At 67.9% G+C, this 21,594-nt stretch carries 16 protein-coding genes; 6 read left to right on the plus strand and 10 right to left on the minus strand.

The window, feature by feature from the left end:
* Positions 1-37: 37 nt before the first annotated feature.
* The gene (locus GOSPT_RS05000; protein WP_005203651.1) at positions 38-2,155 is read right to left on the minus strand and encodes an ATP-dependent DNA helicase UvrD2; all 2,118 of its coding nucleotides are present in this window, start codon (positions 2,153-2,155) and stop codon (positions 38-40) included.
* Between the two features lie 127 nt (positions 2,156-2,282).
* Here GOSPT_RS05000 and GOSPT_RS05005 point away from each other — a divergent pair, with 127 nt between their 5' ends.
* Entirely contained in the window at positions 2,283-2,549 is a 267-nt protein-coding gene (locus GOSPT_RS05005) for a mycoredoxin (protein ID WP_049698979.1), read from the plus strand.
* An 11-nt stretch (positions 2,550-2,560) separates the two neighbouring features.
* Here GOSPT_RS05005 and nudC read toward each other — a convergent pair whose 3' ends face one another.
* Genes nudC through GOSPT_RS05025 form a run of 4 tightly spaced genes read right to left on the minus strand, consistent with a single transcriptional unit; the run spans position 2,561 to position 11,524 of the window.
* Entirely contained in the window at positions 2,561-3,499 is a 939-nt protein-coding gene (nudC, locus tag GOSPT_RS05010; protein ID WP_005203656.1) for an NAD(+) diphosphatase, read from the minus strand.
* Between the two features lie 40 nt (positions 3,500-3,539).
* Positions 3,540-4,610 (minus strand): potassium channel family protein, encoded by a 1,071-nt coding sequence (locus GOSPT_RS05015; protein WP_005203658.1) that lies wholly within the window; start codon positions 4,608-4,610, stop codon positions 3,540-3,542.
* A gap of 55 nt (positions 4,611-4,665) precedes the next feature.
* A complete protein-coding gene (locus GOSPT_RS05020) occupies positions 4,666-8,127 on the minus strand; it encodes an ATP-dependent DNA helicase (protein WP_005203660.1) in 3,462 nt (1,153 codons plus the stop codon).
* Complete coding sequence (locus GOSPT_RS05025; protein ID WP_051993745.1) at positions 8,120-11,524, minus strand: ATP-dependent helicase; 3,405 nt, start codon at positions 11,522-11,524, stop codon at positions 8,120-8,122. Before GOSPT_RS05025 ends, GOSPT_RS05020 begins: the two co-directional genes overlap by 8 nt.
* A gap of 201 nt (positions 11,525-11,725) precedes the next feature.
* Here GOSPT_RS05025 and GOSPT_RS05030 point away from each other — a divergent pair, with 201 nt between their 5' ends.
* Together GOSPT_RS05030 and GOSPT_RS05035 are read left to right on the plus strand one after the other, a co-directional pair.
* On the plus strand, positions 11,726-12,526 hold the full coding sequence (locus tag GOSPT_RS05030) for an alpha/beta fold hydrolase (RefSeq protein WP_005203665.1): 801 nt from the start codon (positions 11,726-11,728) through the stop codon (positions 12,524-12,526).
* Positions 12,527-12,533: 7 nt separating this feature from the next.
* The gene (locus GOSPT_RS05035; RefSeq protein ID WP_005203667.1) at positions 12,534-12,839 is read left to right on the plus strand and encodes an MGMT family protein; all 306 of its coding nucleotides are present in this window, start codon (positions 12,534-12,536) and stop codon (positions 12,837-12,839) included.
* Positions 12,840-12,864: 25 nt separating this feature from the next.
* Here the strand turns inward: GOSPT_RS05035 and GOSPT_RS05040 are convergent, their stop codons facing one another.
* From GOSPT_RS05040 to GOSPT_RS05050, 3 genes are all read right to left on the minus strand, one after another.
* Entirely contained in the window at positions 12,865-13,719 is an 855-nt protein-coding gene (locus GOSPT_RS05040) for a TIGR02569 family protein (protein ID WP_005203669.1), read from the minus strand.
* A gap of 78 nt (positions 13,720-13,797) precedes the next feature.
* Positions 13,798-14,970: an adenylyltransferase/sulfurtransferase MoeZ gene (gene moeZ, locus GOSPT_RS05045; protein WP_005203671.1), complete on the minus strand. Its 1,173-nt coding sequence runs from the start codon at positions 14,968-14,970 to the stop codon at positions 13,798-13,800.
* A gap of 117 nt (positions 14,971-15,087) precedes the next feature.
* The gene (locus GOSPT_RS05050) at positions 15,088-16,272 is read right to left on the minus strand and encodes a DUF3152 domain-containing protein (protein WP_373278527.1); all 1,185 of its coding nucleotides are present in this window, start codon (positions 16,270-16,272) and stop codon (positions 15,088-15,090) included.
* 144 nt (positions 16,273-16,416) lie between these two features.
* Here GOSPT_RS05050 and fasR point away from each other — a divergent pair, with 144 nt between their 5' ends.
* Positions 16,417-17,064: an HTH-type transcriptional activator FasR gene (fasR, locus tag GOSPT_RS05055; protein WP_039854783.1), complete on the plus strand. Its 648-nt coding sequence runs from the start codon at positions 16,417-16,419 to the stop codon at positions 17,062-17,064.
* 70 nt (positions 17,065-17,134) lie between these two features.
* Here the strand turns inward: fasR and GOSPT_RS05060 are convergent, their stop codons facing one another.
* Both GOSPT_RS05060 and GOSPT_RS05065 read right to left on the minus strand, forming a co-directional pair.
* Positions 17,135-17,365: a DUF3107 domain-containing protein gene (locus tag GOSPT_RS05060; protein WP_005203675.1), complete on the minus strand. Its 231-nt coding sequence runs from the start codon at positions 17,363-17,365 to the stop codon at positions 17,135-17,137.
* A 194-nt stretch (positions 17,366-17,559) separates the two neighbouring features.
* Positions 17,560-18,279, minus strand: coding sequence for a ferritin-like fold-containing protein (locus GOSPT_RS05065; protein ID WP_039854814.1), 720 nt, complete (start codon positions 18,277-18,279; stop codon positions 17,560-17,562).
* A gap of 347 nt (positions 18,280-18,626) precedes the next feature.
* Between GOSPT_RS05065 and GOSPT_RS05070 the strand changes: the two genes are divergently transcribed.
* Both GOSPT_RS05070 and GOSPT_RS05075 read left to right on the plus strand, forming a co-directional pair.
* Complete coding sequence (locus GOSPT_RS05070) at positions 18,627-20,243, plus strand: DEAD/DEAH box helicase (RefSeq protein ID WP_005203679.1); 1,617 nt, start codon at positions 18,627-18,629, stop codon at positions 20,241-20,243.
* Positions 20,244-20,281: 38 nt separating this feature from the next.
* Positions 20,282-21,583: an Rv3212 family protein gene (locus tag GOSPT_RS05075; RefSeq protein ID WP_005203680.1), complete on the plus strand. Its 1,302-nt coding sequence runs from the start codon at positions 20,282-20,284 to the stop codon at positions 21,581-21,583.
* Positions 21,584-21,594: the final 11 nt, after the last annotated feature.

The following is a 21,594-nucleotide window of genomic DNA, read 5'->3' on the forward strand; positions in this document are numbered from 1 at the left end:
CGAACCAGACTATTCGGTTCGCCGTAGAGCGCACAACCTATTTTTGACCTGCGGTTTTGACGAGTTCGATGACCTCTTCGCCGTACTCGTTGAGCTTGGCGGCACCGATACCCGAGATCGACACCAGCGCAGCGGAATCCGTCGGCCGCTGCTCTGCGATCGCAAGCAATGTCTTGTCGGAGAACACGACAAAGGCGGGAACCTTCTTCGAGTCCGCTCGCGTCCGGCGCCACTCCTTGAGCGCCACGAGCAGACCCTCATCGAGATCCGACGGGCAATCGGCGCACCGGCCGAGCAGAGTTGCAGTCGAATCGAGCAATCGCGACCCGCACACCCGGCACGTCGGTCCCTTCCGCGGTGCTCGCTTCGACGCCGGTGCGATACGCGACGCGGGCGAGTCGTCGGGCACGAGGTCGGCGAGGAATCGCGAACGACGTCGTGCTCGACCGCCCTCGTTGCGGGCGATCGCCCATGAGATGTGCAGATGTTCGCGGGCTCGGGTGACGCCGACGTAGAAGAGTCGACGCTCCTCCTCGACGTCGTCGAACGATCCCTTGATGGCCTGACTGATCGGCAGCGATCCCTCTGTCAGTCCGACAAGGAACACCGCATCCCATTCCAAGCCCTTCGCCGCGTGCAGCGACGACAGCGTGACGCCCTGGACGGTTGGTGGGTGCCGAGCCTGCGACCGCGCGTCGAGTTCTGCGACGAGCTCGGGCAGTGTCAGGGCGGGATTGTCGGCAAGCATGTCGTCGGCAAGCCCGGACAGCGCACGCAGCGACTGCCAGCGGGCCTTCGCCTGCGCACCCGTCGGCTCGTCGTCGGACATGCCGAGCTCGCCGAGGACCGATCGCACCACCGTGGCAAGTTCGACGTCGTCGCGGATTCCCCGCTGCGCCACGAGCGAGAGCTGCCGCATGGCCTGACGGACCTCAGCCCTGGTGAAGAACGCCTCGCCACCACGCACCTGGTACGGGATGCCCGCCTGGGTGAGCGCCTGCTCGTGATTCTCCGACTGTGCGTTGATTCGGTAGAGAATCGCGATCCCGGAGGCGGGTACACCCGAGTTCATCAGACGCTTGATGGCCGACGCGACGGCCGACGCTTCGCTCGGCTCGTCGTCGTATTCGGCGAACTCGGGTTCGGGTCCGGCGTCGCGCTGTCCGATCAGTTGCAGTCTCGTCCCGGCGATCCGCCCACGCGCAGCCCCGATCACCCGGTTGGCGAGGCTGACCACCTGCGGCGTCGACCGATAGTCGCGTTCGAGGCGCACAAGCGTGGCGTCGGGGAATCGGCGGCCGAAATCGAGAAGGTACTTCGGTGTGGCGCCGGTGAACGTGTAGATCGTCTGGTTGGCGTCGCCGACCACGGTCAGGTCGTCGCGGGGACCGAGCCAGGCGTCGAGCAGACCCTGCTGCACCGGCGTCACGTCCTGATACTCGTCGACGACGAAACACCGGTAGCGCGAACGGAATTCGTCGGCAAGCCCGGCGTCGGACTCGATGATCGTCGTCATGTAGATGAGGAGGTCGTCGAAGTCGAGGAGGCGGTCGCCGTCTGGTGAGACCTTGGCGTCCTCGTAGGCGGCGAAAGCCTTGGCGACCTGCGCGGCGGGTGCGGGCGTCTCTCTGGTGGCACGGGTGACGGCAGCGACGTAGTCCTCGGGTCCGATGAGCGACGCCTTGGCCCACTCGATCTCCGACATCAGGTCGCGCACGGTGTCGGTGGAACTGTCGAGTCCGGCTTTGCGTGCCGCACGTCCGACAAGTGGGAACTTGTTGTCGAGCAGCTCCCACGACGCACTGCCGAACGCGCGCGGCCAGAAGTAGCGGAGCTGGCGCATGGCCGCAGCGTGGAACGTCTGCGCCAACACGCTCGGACCGCCGGCGCCGACGCCGAGCGACCTCAGCCTGCCGCGCATCTCCCCCGCCGCCCGCGCCGTGAACGTCACGGCGAGCACCTGACCGGGATTGACCTGCCCCTGATCGATCAGATACGCGATGCGTCGCGTGATGGTGCGCGTCTTGCCGGTACCCGCACCCGCCAGCACACACACCGGACCGCGCGGCGCGAGGACTGCGGCCCGCTGCTCGGGGTCGAGTCCGTCGAGGATGCTGCGGTCACGTGCGCGGGGCGATGAGGGGCTGTCGGACACGGGTTCCACTATGGCACCCCGATACGACGCCGACGCCGGCCCGTTCACCGCTGTCCACAAGCGCGCCACACCCTCACCGTGGAGACAGGTCGGGAACACGCGCCGACGAGTTCGTGTTGTGGATGCCATGAGCGAGACATCTGAGAATCAGACCCCCGCCGCACTGACGATGTACACCACGTCGTGGTGCGGCTACTGCGCGCGACTCAAGACGGCCCTGCGCAGCTCGGGCCTCGAGTGGACCGAGATCGACATCGAGCGCAACCCCGACGCCGCAGAGTTCGTCGGCAGCGTCAACGGCGGCAACCACGTGGTCCCGACGGTCCAGTACGCCGACGGCACGACCGCCACGAACCCATCGATCACCGACGTCAAGAAGAAGCTCGGCGTCTGAGACAGGCCCGGTCAGGCGGGCGTGCGCGCCCAGGCCTCGACCAGCGCCCGCGCGATGGAGATCGAGCCGGGCAGCAGTAGCCGAGGGGCGTCCTCGCCGTCGGCGACGTCGGGTTCGGGCATGCCCCGCAGCCATTCGTCGCCGCGGTCGAGCGCGTCGAGTACCTCGGCGCGCGTGAACCATTGCGCGTCGCCGATCTCGCCGTCGAGAAACTGGAGCGGTTCGGCGGGGTCGCCGAGCGCGGAGAAACCGAGCATCAGTGATCTGGGGAACGGCCACGGCTGCGATCCCAGGTATCGCGGCTCGCTCACGGTGATCCCGACCTCTTCGTGAACCTCTCGGATCACGCACTGCTCCAACGACTCTCCCGGTTCGACGAAGCCCGCGAGCGTTGAGTACCACCGGTCGGGCCAGACGGCCTGACGTCCGAGCAGGATTCGGTCGGCGCCGTCGTGGACGACGGTGATGATCGCGGGGTCGGTGCGCGGGAACTCGTCGACGCCGGTCTCCGGATTGCGACGCACCCAACCGCCACGTGCCGGGACGGTTGGGGAGCCGTTGACGGGTGAAAACCGTGCTGTCGCATGCCAGTTCAAGATACCGAGCGCGGTGGCCAGGAGTCCGGCCTCGTCGGCGTCGAGTCGGGAGGCTCCGCGTCGAGGATCGGCGGTCTTGCCGTCGAGTGCTTCGACCCTGATCGTCCACAGGTCGGTGTCGGTGTGTGCGAGGAAGACCGCATCGGCCGGAGGCTCGTCTCCGAACTCAGAACTGTCGACCCACCGCAGCGCCCCGTCGGGCTCGACGGGATAGCGACCGCCGGTATCGATGCGAAGTACGCGCGCTGTCGGCCAGCCTGCGAGCATACGGTCGGGTTCGTCGCGGACCTCGTCGGCACGGTCAAACGTGCCTCGAGACAGCAGCGGCGGTTGGTCGAAGACAAAGGCGCCCATGAAGACTGTTCTACCCTGACTCACTCGCCGGTGGCGAACCTCAGTCGCCCGCGCCCTTGCGGACGTACAGCAGCCGGTCGCCCGCCTCGATCTGCTCGACCTCGCTGTCGTCGACGCGGTGCAGCACACCGTTACGCAGCACGCCGAGGACGATGTCGCGGGTGTGGGCGGGCGAGCCTCCCGTTTCCGTCGGATCGACTTCGCGTTCGGCGATCGCATACCCGGCGTCGGGAGTCAGCAGGTCCTCGATCACCTCGACGACTGACGGCGTCATGGTCGCGATACCGAGGAGCCTGCCCGCAGTCTCCGACGACACGACCACCGAGTTCGCACCCGACTGCCGCATCAGGTGCGTGTTCTCCGACTCCCTGATCGACGCGACGATCTTCGCGCGCGGGTTGAGTTCGCGCGCCGTGAGCGTGGCGAGAACGGCGGTGTCGTCGCGATTGGCGGCCACGACGATGCTGGCGGCGTGCGCGACACCCGCCAGCCGCAGCACGTCGGACTTCGTGGCGTCGCCGCGAACCGTCACGAGACCGTCGGCCTCCGCATGCTCGAGGACTCCCGGGTTGTTGTCGACGACGACGATCTCGGCCGGCTTGATGCCGTCGCCGATCATCGCGTCGACCGCGCTACGACCCTTGGTGCCGTACCCGATGACGACGGTGTGGTTGCGCAAGTTGTTCCTCCAGCGCTGGATTTTAAGAGCTTGGCGGGACCGCTCGGTCAGCACCTCGAGCGTCGTACCGATCAACACGATCAGGAACAGCACGCGTAGCGGAGTGATGATCAGCAGGTTGAGCAGGCGAGCCGACGGACTGAACGGAGTGATGTCGCCGTAGCCGGTGGTCGACAACGTCACAGCCGAGTAATACATCGCGTCGAGAAACGAGAGCTCGTTATCTTGAACGTCGCGGTAGCCGCTGCGGTCGACGTAGACGAGAACGGCCGTGAAGAACAGCGCGACTACCGCGAAGATGACCCGACGCCCGATGGCCCGAGCCGGACTCTGCTTGAGCTCCGGAATACGGACGACGCCGACGAGTGCGTAGTCGGGGCCGTCGGACAGCTCCTCGCCCCGCCATCGACGTCGGAATCCGCGTCCGCGCATCAGCCGAACCACCTTTGCTTCACAGGGTGTGAATCTAATGCATCCGGGAGGTGTATCACTGATCCGACTCTCGCGCGAGCAGCGCGACGAGATCGTCATGGTCGGGCAACACCTCGGGCTCGAGCGTGTAGTTGTGCCGGACGTAGTGGAACGCAGCGCTCACCCGATCCACCGGAACACCTGCGAGCTGCGCCCACGCAATCCGATAGGCGGCGAGCTGAATGTCGACGGATTCTCGTTGCGCACCACCGACGGTCGAGTCGTTCGACGCCCCGTCACGCCGACCACCGGGTACCGCACCCGTCTTCCAGTCGACGACGACCCACGAGCCGTCGGGTTCGGCGAACACCGCGTCGATCCGGCCGCGGATCACCGTGTCGCCGATGACCGTCTCGAACGGGACCTCGACCTCGCTGGGATTGCGCGACGCCCACTTCGACGCCAGGAACGCCTCGCGCAGCGCGTCGAGGTCGGCGTCCGGCGAGGCCGACGAGTCGGCGGCACCCGGTAGTTCGTCGATATCGAGCAGCCGCGTCGCACCGAACCACCGCTCCACCCATGCGTGGAAAGCGGTACCGCGGCGTGCCGTCGGATTGGGCCGGAACGGCGTCGGACGGCGGAGTCGTCGTGCGAATTCCCTTTCGTCCGAGTCGAGTTCGACGAGTTGGCTGACCGACAGGTGCGTCGGGAGCGCGACGTCGACGAAGGCCTGGTTGCCTCGGTAATGCTCGGCGAGCAGGGCGTCGACCTCCGCTCTCCACTGCGCGATCTCGGATTCTTCTGCGGTCTCAGGGTCTTGCCCGTGTGCCGCCGACTCGGTGCCGCTGTCGGCGGGTGCGTCGAAGAGCGCCGGAGCACTGCGCGCGGCGACCGCATCGAGGACGAGTCGGGCCGCCGCGTCGACTCCTTCGCGACGCGCACCCAGCCGATCCGCGGGCCACGGCGCACGAATGGTCTGCTCGGCCAACGGGTTCGTCGCACCGTCTTCCGGTGGCGGGGCGAGCTCGTCGATGCTGAGGCCCTCGGAATCGACGGCAGGGTCGGCGATGGCGTCGGAGACGATGGCGACGAGCTCGTCGAAGAATTCCGACCCGCCGCGCGGTTTGTCGCCGGTCTCGCTCCAGTGATGCGCCGAGACGAGCAGATCGTGGCGCGCTCGCGTCAACGCGACGTAGAGGAGTCGACGATCCTCCTCCAGCCTGCGCTCGTCGATCGCCTCCTTGTGCAGAGTCAGCGCCTCGGCGAGTTCTTTGCGGTTGCTGATGCCCGCGGCTGCGAGGTCGAAGGTGGGGAAGCCCTCCCCCGTCCCCGGTTCCGCGAGGTCGCCACGCAGCGGTCCCGGCAACTCCTTGGCGCTGCGCATCCACGTCGTATCGGCCCGCCCACCGGGGAAGATCCGTGCCGCGACGTGCGGCAGCGCGACGACATCCCACTCGAGCCCCTTGGCCGCATGCACCGTGAGGATCTGGACGCGTTGCTCGGCCACCTCGATCCTGCCGGGCTCGAGTCCCTTCTCGATGGTCTCGGCGGTGTCGAGAAAGGCCAGCAGGCCCGGCAGATTCGCGCCGGGACGGTCGGCGTACGCGGTGACGTACTCGGCAAAGGCGTCGAGATGTTCGCGTCCGGTGATCGCACCGCGCATGCGACGAGCCCTGATCTGAGCCTCGATGCCGACACCGATCGTGTTCTCGACGTCGGCGACGAGCTCGGGCAGCGGCTGGCCGATGCGCCTGCGCAGCGCCTCGAGCTGCGCGCCGAACGCCCGGATACGGGCGTATCCCTGCGGTGTGTACGCCTCCGGATCGCCCGGATCGACGACGGCGTCGGCGATTCCGGCACGGTCGACGACCTCGGTCGGCAGCACGGCGTCGAGCGCGGCGTCGAGTTCTTCGCGGCTGGTGACAGCACCACCGGATGCCGCGAAGGCGTCGGCGGCGAGGTTGGTGGCACACCGCCACAGTGCGGCGATGTCGGCGGCGCCCAACTGCCAGCGCGCGCCGGTCAGGAGTCGCATCGCTGCGGTCCCGGCCATCGGATCCGCCATCAACCGCAGCGTCGCGACGACGTCCTCGATCTCCGGTACGTGGAGCAACCCGCCGATACCGATCACCTCGGCCGGGATTCCCCGACTCTCGAGTTCGTCCGCCAACGGCGCCGAATCCTCGTTGCGGCGCACCAGGATCGCGACGGTCGGCGGGTCGACGCCGTCGCGCTCGGCATCACGGTAGTGACGTTCGATGGCCTCCCCCAGCCATGCCCGCTCGTCGACCACCGTCGAGGTGAGGGCCATCGAGACCGTTCCCGACGGCGCGTCGGGTCGCGGGCGCAGCACGCTGACCGGAATTCCCCTGCGCCGCAACTCTTCCGAGGTCCGGTTCGCGAGCTCGAGCGTGTGCGAGGGGTTGCGCCAACTCGTGAGCAGCTCGAGCCGCTCCGACGGCCTGCCGTCGGAGCGCGGGAAATCGGCGGTGAAGCGGGGAAGGTTGGCCGCCGACGCGCCGCGCCAGCCGTAGATGGACTGGATCGGATCGCCGACCGCCGTGACAGCGACCGTCGGAACACGTTCGCCTCCAGACGCTTTCGTACCCGCACCACCGAACAGCGTCGACAACAGGATTCGCTGCGAATGGCCTGTGTCCTGGTACTCGTCGAGCAGCACGGCACGGAAGGACCGCCGCTCACCCGCCGCAACGTCCGGATTGCGTTGCACCAGTTGGGCGGCCAGCGACATCTGACTGCCGAAGTCGAGTGCGGACTGTTCACGCATCGCGTCGCGCAGCGCCGCCACCATCGGCAGCAGTTCACGGCGTTCGTCGATGACCTCCTGGATCTTGACGAGGTCTTTGCTCGGCGCCGCACGCTGCCTCGGGCCGGGCGGCAATGTGTCGACCATCGACCGCAGGTCGTCGCCCCACGCGGTCAGCGTGTCGAGATCGACGAGATGTTCGGCCATCTCGCCGTGCAACCGCAGCACTGCCTCGGTCACGCCGGAGGGCACTTTGGTGGTGTGCAACGGGCCGGTCCAGTTCGACACGATCGAGAACGCGAGTTGCCACAGCTCGGTCTCGCTCAGCAGCGTCGAACTCGGTTCGACGGGCAGCAGCAGCCCGTAGTCGGCGATGAGCCTGCCCGCGTACGCGTGATAGGTGCTCACCTCGGGGTCGGCCGAACGCAGCCGCGCGGCCAGCATGCCGTCGGGGTCCCAGTTCACCAGGGCTGGCGACCCCGCGAGCATCGAGAGTCGACGCCGAATGCGGGCGCCCAGTTCGCTGGCCGCCTTGCGGGTGAACGTGAGTCCGAGGATCTCGTCGGGTGAGACCAGCCCGTTGGCGACGAGCCACACGACCCGCGACGCCATGGTCTCGGTCTTGCCCGCACCGGCACCGGCGACCACGAGCAGCGGTTCCAGCGGCGCCTCGATCACCGCGACCTGTTCGGGTGTCGGCGAGGGCAATCCGAGCGCTGCGGCAAGCGAAGTCGCGGAGACACGCGCGCGCCGCACATCGACGTCAGTCATCGATCACCGCCTTGCCACGCAACTGCGCGGGACAACTCGTGTGCAGTGCGCAGTGCGCGCAGCCAGGGTTAGGCGTCGCGTCGAACACCGGCCCGACGCTCGCCTTGGCCGCCGACCGCACCACACCGATCCACTCATCGAGCAGTTCCGGTGTCAGCGGAGGTTGGACACGCTCGGCCGCGCCCGTCGACGTATTGTTCGCCGACACGAACACCAGGCGCCCACCCCCGGGTTCGAGCGTGCCGTCGGTGTCGGGCGGAAACTGCGCCGCACCGCCGTGCGCAAGCGCCACCTGGTAGGCGGCGAGCTGTGCGTGCTCCTCGGCATCGGCGCGCGACACCGCGGTCTTCGCGGTCTTCACATCCACGACGACGGGCCTGCCCGACGAGTCGGCCTCGAGTCGGTCGACGCGACCACGCAGCCGCACCGGTGGATCGTCGTCGACGCCGGGCACCGTGGCGTCGATGGCCGATTCGACACCACGCTCCCGCAGTTCGTCGCGCGAAATACGCAGCCAGTCACGGAAATTGGTGAGCATCTCCTCCGCTCGTTCCAACTCGTGCGCCGAGTACCACGCCGCTCCGGTGTCGACGCGCTCCCAGATGTCGCGCAACGCGCCGGTCACCTCGGCCGGGTCGATGTTGCCCGCAACCGCCTGCACGAGCGTGTGCACCAGGCTGCCCGCGATGGCGGGTGTCGCATCGCCGTCGCGCCCACCGTTGCGTTCGAGCAGCCAGCGCAGCGAGCACCTGCTCAAACTCTCGATATTCGACGGCGACAAAGTGATCGGCCCGTCGTCGGGGCGCCACAGCGGCGCATCGGTGCTCACCTCTGCCAGACCGAACCAGTCACGCGGGTGCGCTCCCGGGATGTCGGAATCGGCAAGTGTGGCAAGGAGTTCGGCGGCCGCCCTGGTGCGCTCGTCGAGTTCTGGCTCCTGCGCACCGGCGATGACCACGGACCGCAGGGTGGCCACCAACGACGGAAGCGACAGCACACGGTCGACGCCGGGATCGAGCGCGACGCCCTCCATGACCTGCGGCGCATCTGCGTCCGTGTCGGACTCGCCACCGAGCGCCGCCGCGATCTCGGCGACGAACCTCGACGGCGATGCGTCGCCGCTACCGTCCTCGACCGCTGTGACGAGAAGTCGACGCCGCGCCCGCGTGCACGCGACGAGCAACAGACGCCGCTCGTCCGCGAGTGCCCCGGCACCACGCGTGACGACGTCGATCCCGTCTGGTGCGACGCCGTCGAGCAGGTCGACGAGCTCAGCGGTGGCGAGCACGCTGCCCCGACTCCGCAGCGACGGCCAGAGCCCGTCGAGGACACCCGCGACAGCGACGACCTCCCACTCGCGGCCCGCCGCAGCATGCGCGGACAGGACCGTCACCGAATCGGCTGCCGCAGAAGCGGTTCGGGAATCGCGGGGGATCTGCAACTGGCTCAAGTAGTGCACGAAAGCCGCGGGCCCCGCAGACGGGAGCGTGTCGGCGAAGTCGCCCGCCGCCTCGAACATCGCCATCATCGCGTCGAGATCGCGGTCGGCCTGTTCACCTGCGGGCCCACCCCTGATCGCGCTGCCGACCCACCGACGCTCGAGCCCACTCGCCTGCCACGCGGCCCACAGGGTCTCCTCGACGCCGCGGCGGGCACCATGAGCCCGCTGCGCTGCAGCTATCACGTCGAGCGCGCGCCGCAACGGTGCGGCCTCGGCGTCGGATAGCGCGCGCAGGTAACGCTGCGCGACCTCGTCGTCGAGCAGTGCCTCCCGCAACGATGTCAACGAATCACGTTGCGCCGCAGCCTCACCCGCGACATCTCCGGCCGAGGATGCGTCACGCTCCGCCTTCTCGTCGCACCTGCGCACACCACGACGCAGTCGGCGCATCGCGCCCGGATCGGCAGCTCCGATGGGGCCGGTCAGCAACGCGACGGTGTCGTCGATGGAGAACGTCTCGTCGGGAGAAGGAGCTACCTCTGCTGCATCCGAGCGCGCCGCGACCGCGCACAGCACCGTCATCAGCGCCGCAACGGAACGTTGCCGGTGGATCGGCAGATCGGAGGTGGGCGTCGTGAGCGGGACGCCCGCGGATCGGAACGCTCGACGCAGCGCAGGCAATGCCAGGTGCACAGAGCGCACGATGACCGCCATGTCCGACCACGGGACACCCTCGAACAGGTGGGCGCGGCGCAGCAGGTCGGCGACGGCCGTCGCCTCCTTGGCCGCCGACGAGAACACCCTGACCGCCGCGCCTGCGTCGTCGTCCGCCGTTGCCGACGCCCGTGGATAGGAATGCGGCCGGGCACCGGGGAGCCGCGACGCGAGCGCTCGGCCGACCTCGCCGATGTCGGGGTGCGAACGGAAATCCTCGCTCAGCACGACGTCGCGTTCGGATCCTGGATCGGCCAGTCCGTCGGCGAAACGCGGACTCGCACCACGGAATCCGAAGATCGACTGGTCGGTGTCGGCGGCGATGATCGTCGACTCGGTTCCGGTGCCGACGAGTCGGACGAGTTCTGCTGCCTGCGGGTCGAGGTGCTGTGCGTCGTCGACGATCAGGTGCCGGATGCGATTGCGCTGACCCGCGAGGAGCTCGGGATCTGTCGCGAACGCCGACAGCGCCGACCCGACCAGCTCGGCGGCGTCGACCGCGGGCGCCGACGCACCGGGAGTCGCGAGCCCCACGGCCCCGCGCAACAGCATGTTCTGCTCGTACTGTGCGTATGCCCGCGCCGCGGCGACCCATTCGGGTCGGCGATGTGTGCGGCCGAGCGACGCGAGTTCTTCCGGGCCGACGCCACGCTCGGCAGCCCGCATCATGAGGTCGCGCAATGCCTGCGCGAAGCCGTCGGTGCCCAGCGCGGGACGTAGCAGCTTCGGCCAGTAGCCCGCACCGTCTTCGATATCGCCCGCGAGCAGTTCGCGCAGCACGACGTCTTGCTCCGAACCGGTGATCAGACGGGGCGGCGGATTGCCGTGCGCGCTCGCCTGCAACCGCAGGATGGCGAACGCGTACGAGTGGATCGTGCGGACGAGCGGTTCGCGCAACGCGCCGCCTGCCCCCGTTCCGAAGCCACCCGACTCAGCCAGCACCCTGCGGGTGATCCGTTCGCGCAGTGCGACCGCCGCACGCCTGCTCGACGCGAGCACCAGGATCGACTCGGGGTCCGTATCGGCAGACAGCAACCGCGCGACAGCGGCGTCGACGACGAGCGACGTCTTGCCGGTTCCCGGCCCGCCGTGCACCCGCCACGGTTGCCAGCCGGAGCCGTCGCCAGAGGCCGGTGCCGCGCCGTCGATCACAGCCTGCACCTGCGCCGGCCAGACCCTCGGCCGCCCGGCGCCCTGCGCGCCATCGGAATCAGTGGTCGACGCGACGAGATGGGTGCGCAGCGCAGTGCCGCCCCCCTGCCCCTCACGGGGGTGTCGTGTACGGGGTGCGTTTGTCCGGGACTGTCTCGGCCCCCCTTGTCGTCGAGCCACGAGTCCATCGAATCACGCGCCTACGACACCCGTTCTCACGAGTTCCCCACCCCGGCGAGCAGTCGGGGTGGCGCGCACTGAAACGGATACGACGCGGGGCATGATGAGTTCATGGCTCCGCTGCACACCTACGTCTTCGGTCCTCCTGATGGCCAGGCGGTCGTCGCTCTGCACGGTCTCACCGGCCACGGTCGACGATGGGAACACTTCGCGTCGAGCAGCATTCCCGAGCTCCGCGTGATCGCACCCGATCTCCTCGGGCACGGCAGGTCGCCGTGGCGGCCACCGTGGGGCCTCGACGACCATGTCGACGCCGTCGCCACGGCTGTCGAGACACAGCTCGGCGCCGACGAACCGTTCGTGCTGGTCGGTCACTCGTTCGGTGGTGCCATCGCCGTACGCCTGGCAGCCCGGATGCCCGACCAGGTCCGTCGGCTCATCCTTCTCGACCCCGCACAGGGCCTCGACCCGGTGTTCGCGCTCGAAGTCTCGACCGACAGCCTCGACAACTGGGACTACGCCAACGCCGACGCCGCACGTGCCGCAAAGCTGTCCGAGGGATGGGCAGACGTTCCGACCGACGACCTCGATCGCGAACTAGACGAGCATCTCGTCGACCTTCCACACGGCCGGGTCGGGTGGCGGATCAGCGAGCCCGCCGCGGCGACAGCGTGGAGCGAGATGGCCCGACCGTTCGTCCTGCCACCGCGAGGCGTCGGGACCGACGTCGTCGTCGCCGACCGCGTCGATCCTCCGTTCGTCGGTCGAGCATTCCTCGACGCCTGCGCGGCGGAACGCCCGGACGTCACCGTCCACCACGCCGACTGCGCACACATGGTGCCGTTCCTCGAACCCGACCTGTGCGCGACACTCATTCGTGAAGGCGCAGGCCTGCTCCCCGAAGGCAAGTGAGGAGCCGTTGGCCAAGATCAGCGAGGCCGACGTCGAAGCGGTGCGCGAGCTCGTCGCGGCAATCCCGGTAGGCCAGGTGAGCACCTACGGCGACCTCGCGGCCGCAGCGGGACTCTCGTCGCCGCGCATCGTCGGCTGGATCATGCGCACCGACACCGCCGACCTGCCGTGGCATCGGGTTGTTCCGGCGTCGGGGCGCCCCGCCGCACACCTGGCGACGCGTCAACTGGAACGACTGCGCACCGAGGGCGTACCCATCCGCGACGACCGCGTCGCGCTGCGCGACTGCCGCTGGGAGATCCCGACGCCGTGACGTGGCGCTGCGGCCGAGAACGCCGCTAGAGCATCATCCGCACGATGTCGACGACCCGCGCGAGTCCCGGCAGCGCGCCGGCAGTCGAGCGCGGGTGCAGGGCGTGGACCGCGAGCCGGAACATGGTGGCGCGCAACATCATCTGCGCCCATTCGGGTTGGTCGGACCACCGCTGCACCAGATCGTCGTCGGCTCCACCCCACGCGAGCGAATCGACGACGACGACCGCCGATGCCCACGGAGCAGGACGCCAGTAGGGCACGATGTCGGTGATCCCGGGCGCGGCCGCACCTGCGAAAAGGACTGTGCCGAACAGGTCGCCGTGCACCACCTGCGACGGCACGTCGACAGGCTTGCGTAGCGTCCCGAGAGTCTTGAGCATGTCGACGCTGCGCATGCCGTCGTCGGACCTCGGTTCGCTCATTCCGGCGGCGCGCGCCGAACGCAACGGCACGTCCTCCCAGGCGGCGCGGTCGGCCGCGGCGAACACGTCGACGTCGGTGTGCGGCGGCGCGGGCTGCTGCAACAGAAAGCGTGGACGTTCGAGGTCGGCGAGTACCTCGTGCAGACGGTCACCTACGGCGAGCACCTCGTCGTGTCGGGGTTCAGGAGATCCGGCGATGTAGGTGTCCGCACGCCACCCCGACACGACGTACCGCCCGTCGGTCGCGCGGAACGGCCGCGCAATCCGCAGACCCTCGACGTAGAGGTTCTCGCGCACAGACGCCGACCAGGCTGCCCGCGCGTGGTCGGGCACGAGGGACAGCACCACCTCGCCGACCCGCCAGCCGCCCACCCAGGTGTCGCCCATGGCGATGGGCGGGTGAGAGGTGAGCCCGAACGTGTTGAGCACGTGATCGGGCGGTTGCGGATTCTGCACGTCTGCAGAGATTACCGAGCGCAACGTCGTATGTGCTGCAGCGACGCGTGGCGCGCCGGGACTTGCGACGAACGACGCTCAGTAGACCGGCAGCTCCTTGTCGACCTGGTTGGCCCACGCGGTGACCCCACCCTGCAGATGGGTGGCGTCGGAGAAACCCGCCCGCTTCAACGCGGCGAGCGCCTCGGCCGACCGGATACCGGTCTTGCAGTACAGCACCGTCGGACGGTCCTGCGGGATCTGTGCGAGCGCCGTACCGGAGAGGATGTCGCCCTTCGGGACCAGCGTGGCACCGTCGATGTGCACGATGTCCCATTCGACGGGCTCGCGGACGTCGATCAGCGCCAGCTTCTCGCCGGAATCGAGACGCTCCTTGAGCTCACGCGGAGTGAGCGTCGACCCGTCGGCCGCCTGCGCGGCCTCGTCGGACACCACACCGCAGAACTCCTCGTAGTCGATGAGTCCCGAGATGCGTTCGCCCTCAGGGTCTTTGCGGATCTTGATGGTGCGATAGGTCATGTCCAATGCGTCGTAGACCATCAGACGGCCGAGCAAAGGCTCGCCGATACCGCAGATGAGTTTGATGGCCTCGGTACCCATGATCGAGCCGATCGACGCGCACAGAATGCCGAGAACGCCGCCCTCCGCGCAGGAGGGAACCATCCCGGGCGGCGGCGCCTGCGGATAGAGGTCGCGATAGTTGATGCCGCGTCCGTCGGGTGCGTCCTCCCAGAACACCGACGCCTGGCCCTCGAACCGATAGATCGATCCCCACACGTACGGCTTGTGCGCGAGCACCGCGGCGTCGTTGACCAGGTAGCGGGTCGCGAAGTTGTCGGTGCCGTCGATGATGAGGTCGTACTGCGAGAACAGCTCGATCGCACCCTCGGGCTCGAGGCGTTCGTCGTGGATGTTGACGGTGACGTAGGGGTTGATCTCCTGGATCGAGTCACGGGCGCTCTCGGCTTTCGGCCGACCGATGTCGGACTGCCCATGGATGACCTGTCGCTGCAGGTTCGACTCGTCGACGACGTCGAATTCGACGATGCCGATGGTTCCCACACCCGCTGCCGCCAGGTAGAGCAACGTCGGCGAACCGAGACCCCCGGCGCCGATCACGAGCACCCTGGCGTTCTTCAACCGTTTCTGACCGTCCATCCCGACGTCGGGAATGATCAGGTGCCTGCTGTAGCGGGCTACTTCGTCATTGGAGAGTTCTGCCGCTGGTGCGAGAAGCGGTGGCAGGGACACGTGGACGCCTCCGTCTAAGAAAAACCGTCTGAAAAGGAAAACCAACTCACCCAGACAACGACTCGCCTCACACGGGCATTCCCGACGGCTCGACGGGACAGCACGACGAGGAGTGGCTCACCTGTCGGGGAACGGCCAGGGGTTCGGCTTGCACACGAAGGTCTTGTCGGCCTCCATGTCGGGGTCGAGCGCCATGATCTGGGAGTTCGCGACCCCGAAGGACTGCTGCATCATCACCGGCGCCAGCGCACCGTTGTGTTTACAGGGTTCGTGGTGTTCGTAGCCGATGCCGTGGCCGACCTCGTGATTGATGAGGTACTGCCGATACGCGACGTCGTCGCCCTCGTAGGAGAGCGCACCACGCACCCAGCGGGCCTCGTTGATGGTCACCCGCTTGTCGGGCGGATAGAAGCACGACGTCTCGAGTTTGATCTGGTATCCACACAGTTCCCGCGCGGTACCCGGTGAACTGAGCGAGATCCGCAGATCCGGCTCGCCGTCGGCGATGCGTCGAAACGCGACCTTGCCGTCGCCGATCCAACTCCGACTGTTGGCGAGCGTGGCGTCGACCATCTTGCCGAACGTGCGATCGCTGCCGTAATCCGACGGCGCGACGCCGTCCTCCACCTCGACTGTGTAGGTGTACACCTGCGGTCCGGTACCGATCTGCTTTCCGGAACCGGGGACGACGTGGAAGGTCTTCTTACCCTGCTGCGTGTACGGACCCCCGTCGGGCAACGTTCCGGCAGGCAGCGAGACGTCTTTGATCGACGACGTCGGGGCGCCGACCGGCTTGGTCTCCTTGGTGACGTTGGTGTTCCGCTGAGCCGCGGGCGTGACGTCGGAACTCGACGCATCCGAGCTCGAATCGTCGTCTCGCACGGTCACCACGATCAGCACGATGGTGAGGATGATCAGGACCGGAATGGCATAGGCGCGCCACCCATAGGTGGACACGAAGCGACCGAGTGCGCTCTGCTTCTTCCGCTCCGGTTGAGCGTCGCGGTCGACCCTGGCCCTGCCGTTGTCGTCGGTCGGATCCCAGCGCGCACGCAGCGGCTGATCCGGCAGCGGACGCGACCGCGGACGTGCGCCCGAGTTCGACGCCGCGCCGGTCCGGATCGTCTCGATCCGGGTGGTGTCCTCGACCGATGATCGCGCCGCCCGCTGCTGCGAACGCGACTCACGCGCAGCACGCGGCACCGCGTCCCCTGCCCTGACCCGACGTGTCGATGCGCCGCCCCGACGGGATGGGTCGACGTCGTCCCCCGACTGTTCGGGCCCACTGTCTGTGTGGCTCACACGGACAACTTTCTCACAGGTACCCACTCAATCCGGGGAGGCCAACGGCACCCATCCACCCGTGAGCCACCTGCGCGACACCGGACAGTCGACAAAGGGTGCGACCCCGGTCACGTTGTGGGGAGGCCCGAGTACCCTATATCCATGCCACCTAGCGCCAACGCATCGTCATCGGGTACCAGAAACGGGACCCGGATGCCCCGCAGCGCACGGCGGCGACAACTCCTCGACGCCGCCAGCGAGATCTTCGTCGAACGCGGCTACCACTCGGCGGGCATGGACGAGATCGCAGTCCACGCAGGGGTCAGCAAACCCGTTCTGTACCAACACTTTCCGTCGAAACTCGACCTCTACATCGCGGTCGTCGACTCGCACGCCGAGAAGCTCGTGACCGACGTGAACAACGCGTTGCTCACCACCACCGACAACCGCCAGCGCGTCCGGGCTGCGGTGGCTGCATTCTTCAATTTCATCGATGAGGACAATTCCGGCTATCGGCTGATCTTCTCGTCCGACGCCCTGGATCCCGCGGTGATCCGTCGGGTCGAGGGCGCGACCGAGGCCTGTGTCGACGCCGTCTACGGGCTTGTCATGCACGATTCAGGACTCGACCCGTACCGTTCACGGATGCTCGCGGCCGGACTGGTCGGCGCGAGTCAGGTCAACGCCAGATACTGGCTCGAGGCCAAGCGCCCCATTGCCAAGAGCGAAGCGGTCGACACCACGGTCGCGCTGCTCTGGGGCGGGTTGTCGCACGTGCCGAAACATGGCGAATCCGGCGGGACCGAGTAGCGCGAAATGCCGACCGGCCCCCCTCCGGTCGATAGGACCGTCGGGGGCCGGGACTGGCTTTCTCGAGCGATCAGCTCCCGAATCCGACGCGCCGCGTCTCCGAGCTGCCGACCTCGACGTAGGCGATCTTGGTGACCGGGATCAGGAACCGTGAACCCTTGTCGTCGGTCAGCGACAGCAACGACTCCTTGCCCGAGAGGGCGGACTCCACAGCGGCCAATGCCTTGTCGCCGCTGAGCGTCGACTGGATGGACAGTTCTCGCGGGCTGTCTGTGATGCCGATCTTCACTTCGACGGACATGGCCACCCTTCCGTTGGCGATGTCGCGCGGAACTCGCGCGACCGATGCAATGCCTTCGGCACAGCGCTGATGCAATGCCTTCGGCACAGTAGTAATTAAATGCCTTCGGCACAAGGCTAGTGCAGGGTCACGCCACACGGACACCCGCTCCGCTGACAGCGAACGAACCCGAACAACCGGCGGATCGGAGTGTTTCAGCCGAGCCCGAGGTCGGCCATGCGTGCGCTGTGTCGGTCGGCGACGACGTCGAAGAATCCCGCCATGCCCTGCAACGACGCCGCGCCCGCGAAGAGCAGGTCGGTGACCTCCTCCTCAGCCGCGAGCACCCACTGCGCGTGTGTGATGGCCTCGCCGAGCAGGCGGCGTCCCCACAGCGTCAGCGGCGACCGCAGAGCCGGGTTCGCGTCGATGGCTTTGCGCACCTCGTCGCGGGCGAATGCCGAACTGCCCGTCGCCGACATCACCTCGGCGACCACCGCGCGAGGTCCCGCGGGCAGAGCACCGGAGACCTCCGCGTAGAAGTCGGCTGCCAGGCCGTCGGCGATGTATGCCTTCACCAGCGCCTCGTACCAGGTCTTGGGATTGGTGACGCGGTGGTACTCGTCGAACACCCCGCTGTAGCGCACCACGGCCTCGGCCGGGTCGATGCCGTATCGGCTCACCTGTTCGGACAGGTTCTCGAAGTGCGCGATCTCCGAAGCAACCATGCGCGCGATGTTGATACGCCCCTGCACGTCGGGCGCCATCGCCGACTCGTCGATCAGCCGGTGGAATGCGGCGAACTCGCCCGCGAGGAGAACCGAGTAGAGCTTGCCGATCGCCGGATCCTCCTGATCGACCGACGTGGCGGAGGCCGGCTCGGAAGACGAGGACGACCCAGAAGATGACTCAGCAGAAGGCGCGGCAGACGACATGAGGCGATGGTAGGTCGGCTGCGATCGCTTCACCAAGTACACTTGACAACGGTGCACTGACGCGACCGTGACATCTTGGTACGCCGAGGACTCCCATGGACACACTGAATGGGATCATCCGGGCGGGATCGAGATCGTCGCCGCGACACCGCGCGACCTGTAGGCAACGATCCACACCGACCGCGGGGCACCAGACATTGCGCGCGCACTCATCGAGCCCACGCCTTCGCAGTTCGGATTGCTCCGGAAGCGGAGACCTGCACGTCATCGCCGACAGATCGCGGTGACCTTCTCAGTGGAGCCTTTTCGTGCGTGCTGGAACAGATGCGAAAGGCACACAAGAAAACATGACAGAACCCGGCGTGCAGACGACCATCGTCGACGACACCCACACTCCTCCCACCTTCGCCGAGCTCGGCGTCGACCAGCACATCGTCGATGCGTTGATCGCTGACGGCAAGACCCACACGTTCGCGATCCAGGAGCTCACTCTCCCCCTCGCCCTGGCAGGCAGCGACCTGATCGGCCAGGCGCGCACGGGTATGGGCAAGACCTTCGGATTCGGCGTTCCGCTGCTGCACCGCCTGATGCACGCAGAGGAGAGCGGCCTGCGCCCGCTCGACAACACTCCCCGCGCGCTCGTGATCGTGCCGACGCGCGAACTCTGCGTGCAGGTCACCGGCGACCTCGAGGTCGCGGCGAAGGACCTCACCGTCACGCTCCCCTCCGGCGAGCAGCGCCCCCTCACCATCGCCTCCATCTACGGTGGTCGCCCGTACGAGTCGCAGATCGCCGAGCTCAACAAGGGCGTCGACGTCGTCGTCGGCACCCCCGGCCGTCTCCTCGACCTCGCGCAGCAGGGCCACCTGATCCTCGGCAAGGTAGCCGTTCTCGTTCTCGACGAGGCCGACGAAATGCTCGACCTCGGCTTCCTCCCCGACATCGAACGCATCATGGCGGCACTGCCCGAGCAGAAGCAGACGATGCTCTTCTCCGCGACCATGCCCGGCCCCATTGTCACCCTCGCCCGCACGTTCCTGCAGCGTCCGACACACATCCGCGCAGAGCACGCCAACGACTCCGCGGTGCACGAGCGCACCACGCAGTACGTGTACCGCGCACACGCGATGGACAAGGCCGAACTCGTCGCACGCATCCTGCAGGCCGACGGCCGCGGCGCGACGATGATCTTCACGCGCACCAAGCGCACCGCCCAGAAGGTCGCAGACGACCTCGCCGAGCGCGGTTTCTCCGTCGGCGCCGTCCACGGCGACCTCGGTCAGGTGGCACGCGAGAAGGCACTCAAGAAGTTCCGCACCGGAGAGATCGACGTGCTCGTCGCCACCGACGTCGCAGCACGCGGCATCGACATCGACGACGTCACGCACGTCATCAACTACCAGTGCCCCGACGACGACAAGACCTACGTGCACCGCATCGGTCGCACGGGTCGCGCCGGTCGCACCGGCATCGCCATCACACTCGTCGACTGGGACGAGCTGCATCGCTGGGAGCTCATCGATTCGGCACTCAAGCTCGGCGTGCCCGAGCCCGCCGAGACCTACTCGACGTCGGAACACCTCCGCGAAGAGCTCGGTATCCCCGAGTCGGCAACCGGCCGCGTCGCCGCACCCAAGCGCGAGCGCCCCGAAGGCGAACGCGTCGAGCGCACGCCCCGCGCCGAGCGCACCGCGAGTTCGCGGACGCGTCGTCGCACACGAGGCGGCAAGTCCGGCTCCAACGCCGCCGCATCGAACGGCGACAAGAACTCCTCGACCGACGCGGACAACGCGTCCGGTGCAGACAAGGCGACGGCGTCCACCACTGACAACGCGGCGTCGACCGAAGGCGGCGAGAGCAAGCCGCGCAGGCGTCGTCGTCGACGCGGAGGCGCGGGCCGCGGCTCCGACGCGAACACCACTCACGCCGCAGACTCGGCACCGGCGACCGCCACGGCCGACTAGGACTGCACCGAGGTGATCCAACCGCGCCCGGGGCGCCCGTGACACGCATCGCCCCCGAACGACGCACACGCGTCGACCTGGCGGTTTCTGCTGTCATCGTGGTGATCGTCGTCGTGGTCGGCATCGTCGTGTGGTCGGTGAGTCCCGTCCGCCACACCGACAGTGCGCAGGCGTCAGCGCCCGCACCCGAAGTCGCGCCCGCGACGGCGGTCCCGCAGGGATTGCGGGTCGCGTGGACCGCATCGTCGGACGCGACAAGCGTGCCCGCGATGTCCCGCTCTGTCGTGGTCACCGCGGACAACGGCACCGACTCCCACGGCACCGTCGTCGGACATGACCCGACAACGGGCCGCGAACTGTGGCGATACACACGAGATATCCCGCTGTGTTCCGCCGCGGCCGCCTGGCCGACGAGCGCCGACGAGGTGCTGGGGGTGTACCGAAACTCGCGTGGATGCTCGGAGGTGACGGCCCTGGCCTCCTCGACTGGGCAGCGTAAGGGCGCGCGCACCTCCGATGCCGACGACGAACTGAGACTCGTCACCGATTCGGGGTACGTACTCGCGCTCGGCAGCCATCGGCTGGAGACGTGGGGATCGAATCTGGTGCGCGGAATCGAGTACGGTCGGGTCACCGCCCCGGTCAAGCCGGGCACGCAACCCGGCCGCGTCGACTGCAGGTTCTACTCCGGCACCATCAGCGGCGATCGCGTCGCAGTCATCGAACGCTGCAAGAACGACCCCGGCTATCGGCTCACGGTGCTCGGCGCTGTGCTCGACAGCGACGAGAAGGTCAAGCAATACGGGTCGACGTTGATCACCGACACCACCTCGGGGCCACCGCCGGTGCTGATCGCCATGAGCAGTTCGGGGATCGCCGTGTACGACGGCAGAGCCGACCGAACGGGGGCCTCGGGTCAGGTCGCCACGCCGCCCGGCGAGGCCAGGATTCGCGTCTTCGACTCCGACGGGGTCGAAGGACCGGTGAGCACCGTGCAGGGGCCGGAGTCACCGCCCGCCGACAGCGTCGCGTTGACCAGCGAGGGACTCGTCACCTACTTCACCGGAGCCGCGACCGTCGTGCTCGACGGCCAGACCATGCGACCCACCTATCAGGTCCCGCAGACGCTGGGGCCCGGCGAGACCATGGCCGGTTCACTCCTGCTCCCCACGAGGGCGGGCATCAGCGTGCGCGACCCTGCGAACGGCCGCGAAACCGGCTCCATCGCATTCCCTCGCGATTCAGTCACCGCCACGACGAGCCTTCGGGTCATCGGCAGCAACGTCGTCGAACAAACCGGCTCGACGGTCCGCGCGTTGGTTCCCACCGACGCGGGCTGACGCTCGGATCG

It is taken from the genome of Gordonia sputi NBRC 100414, assembly GCF_000248055.1.
Classification (GTDB): Bacteria; Actinomycetota; Actinomycetes; order Mycobacteriales; family Mycobacteriaceae; genus Gordonia; species Gordonia sputi.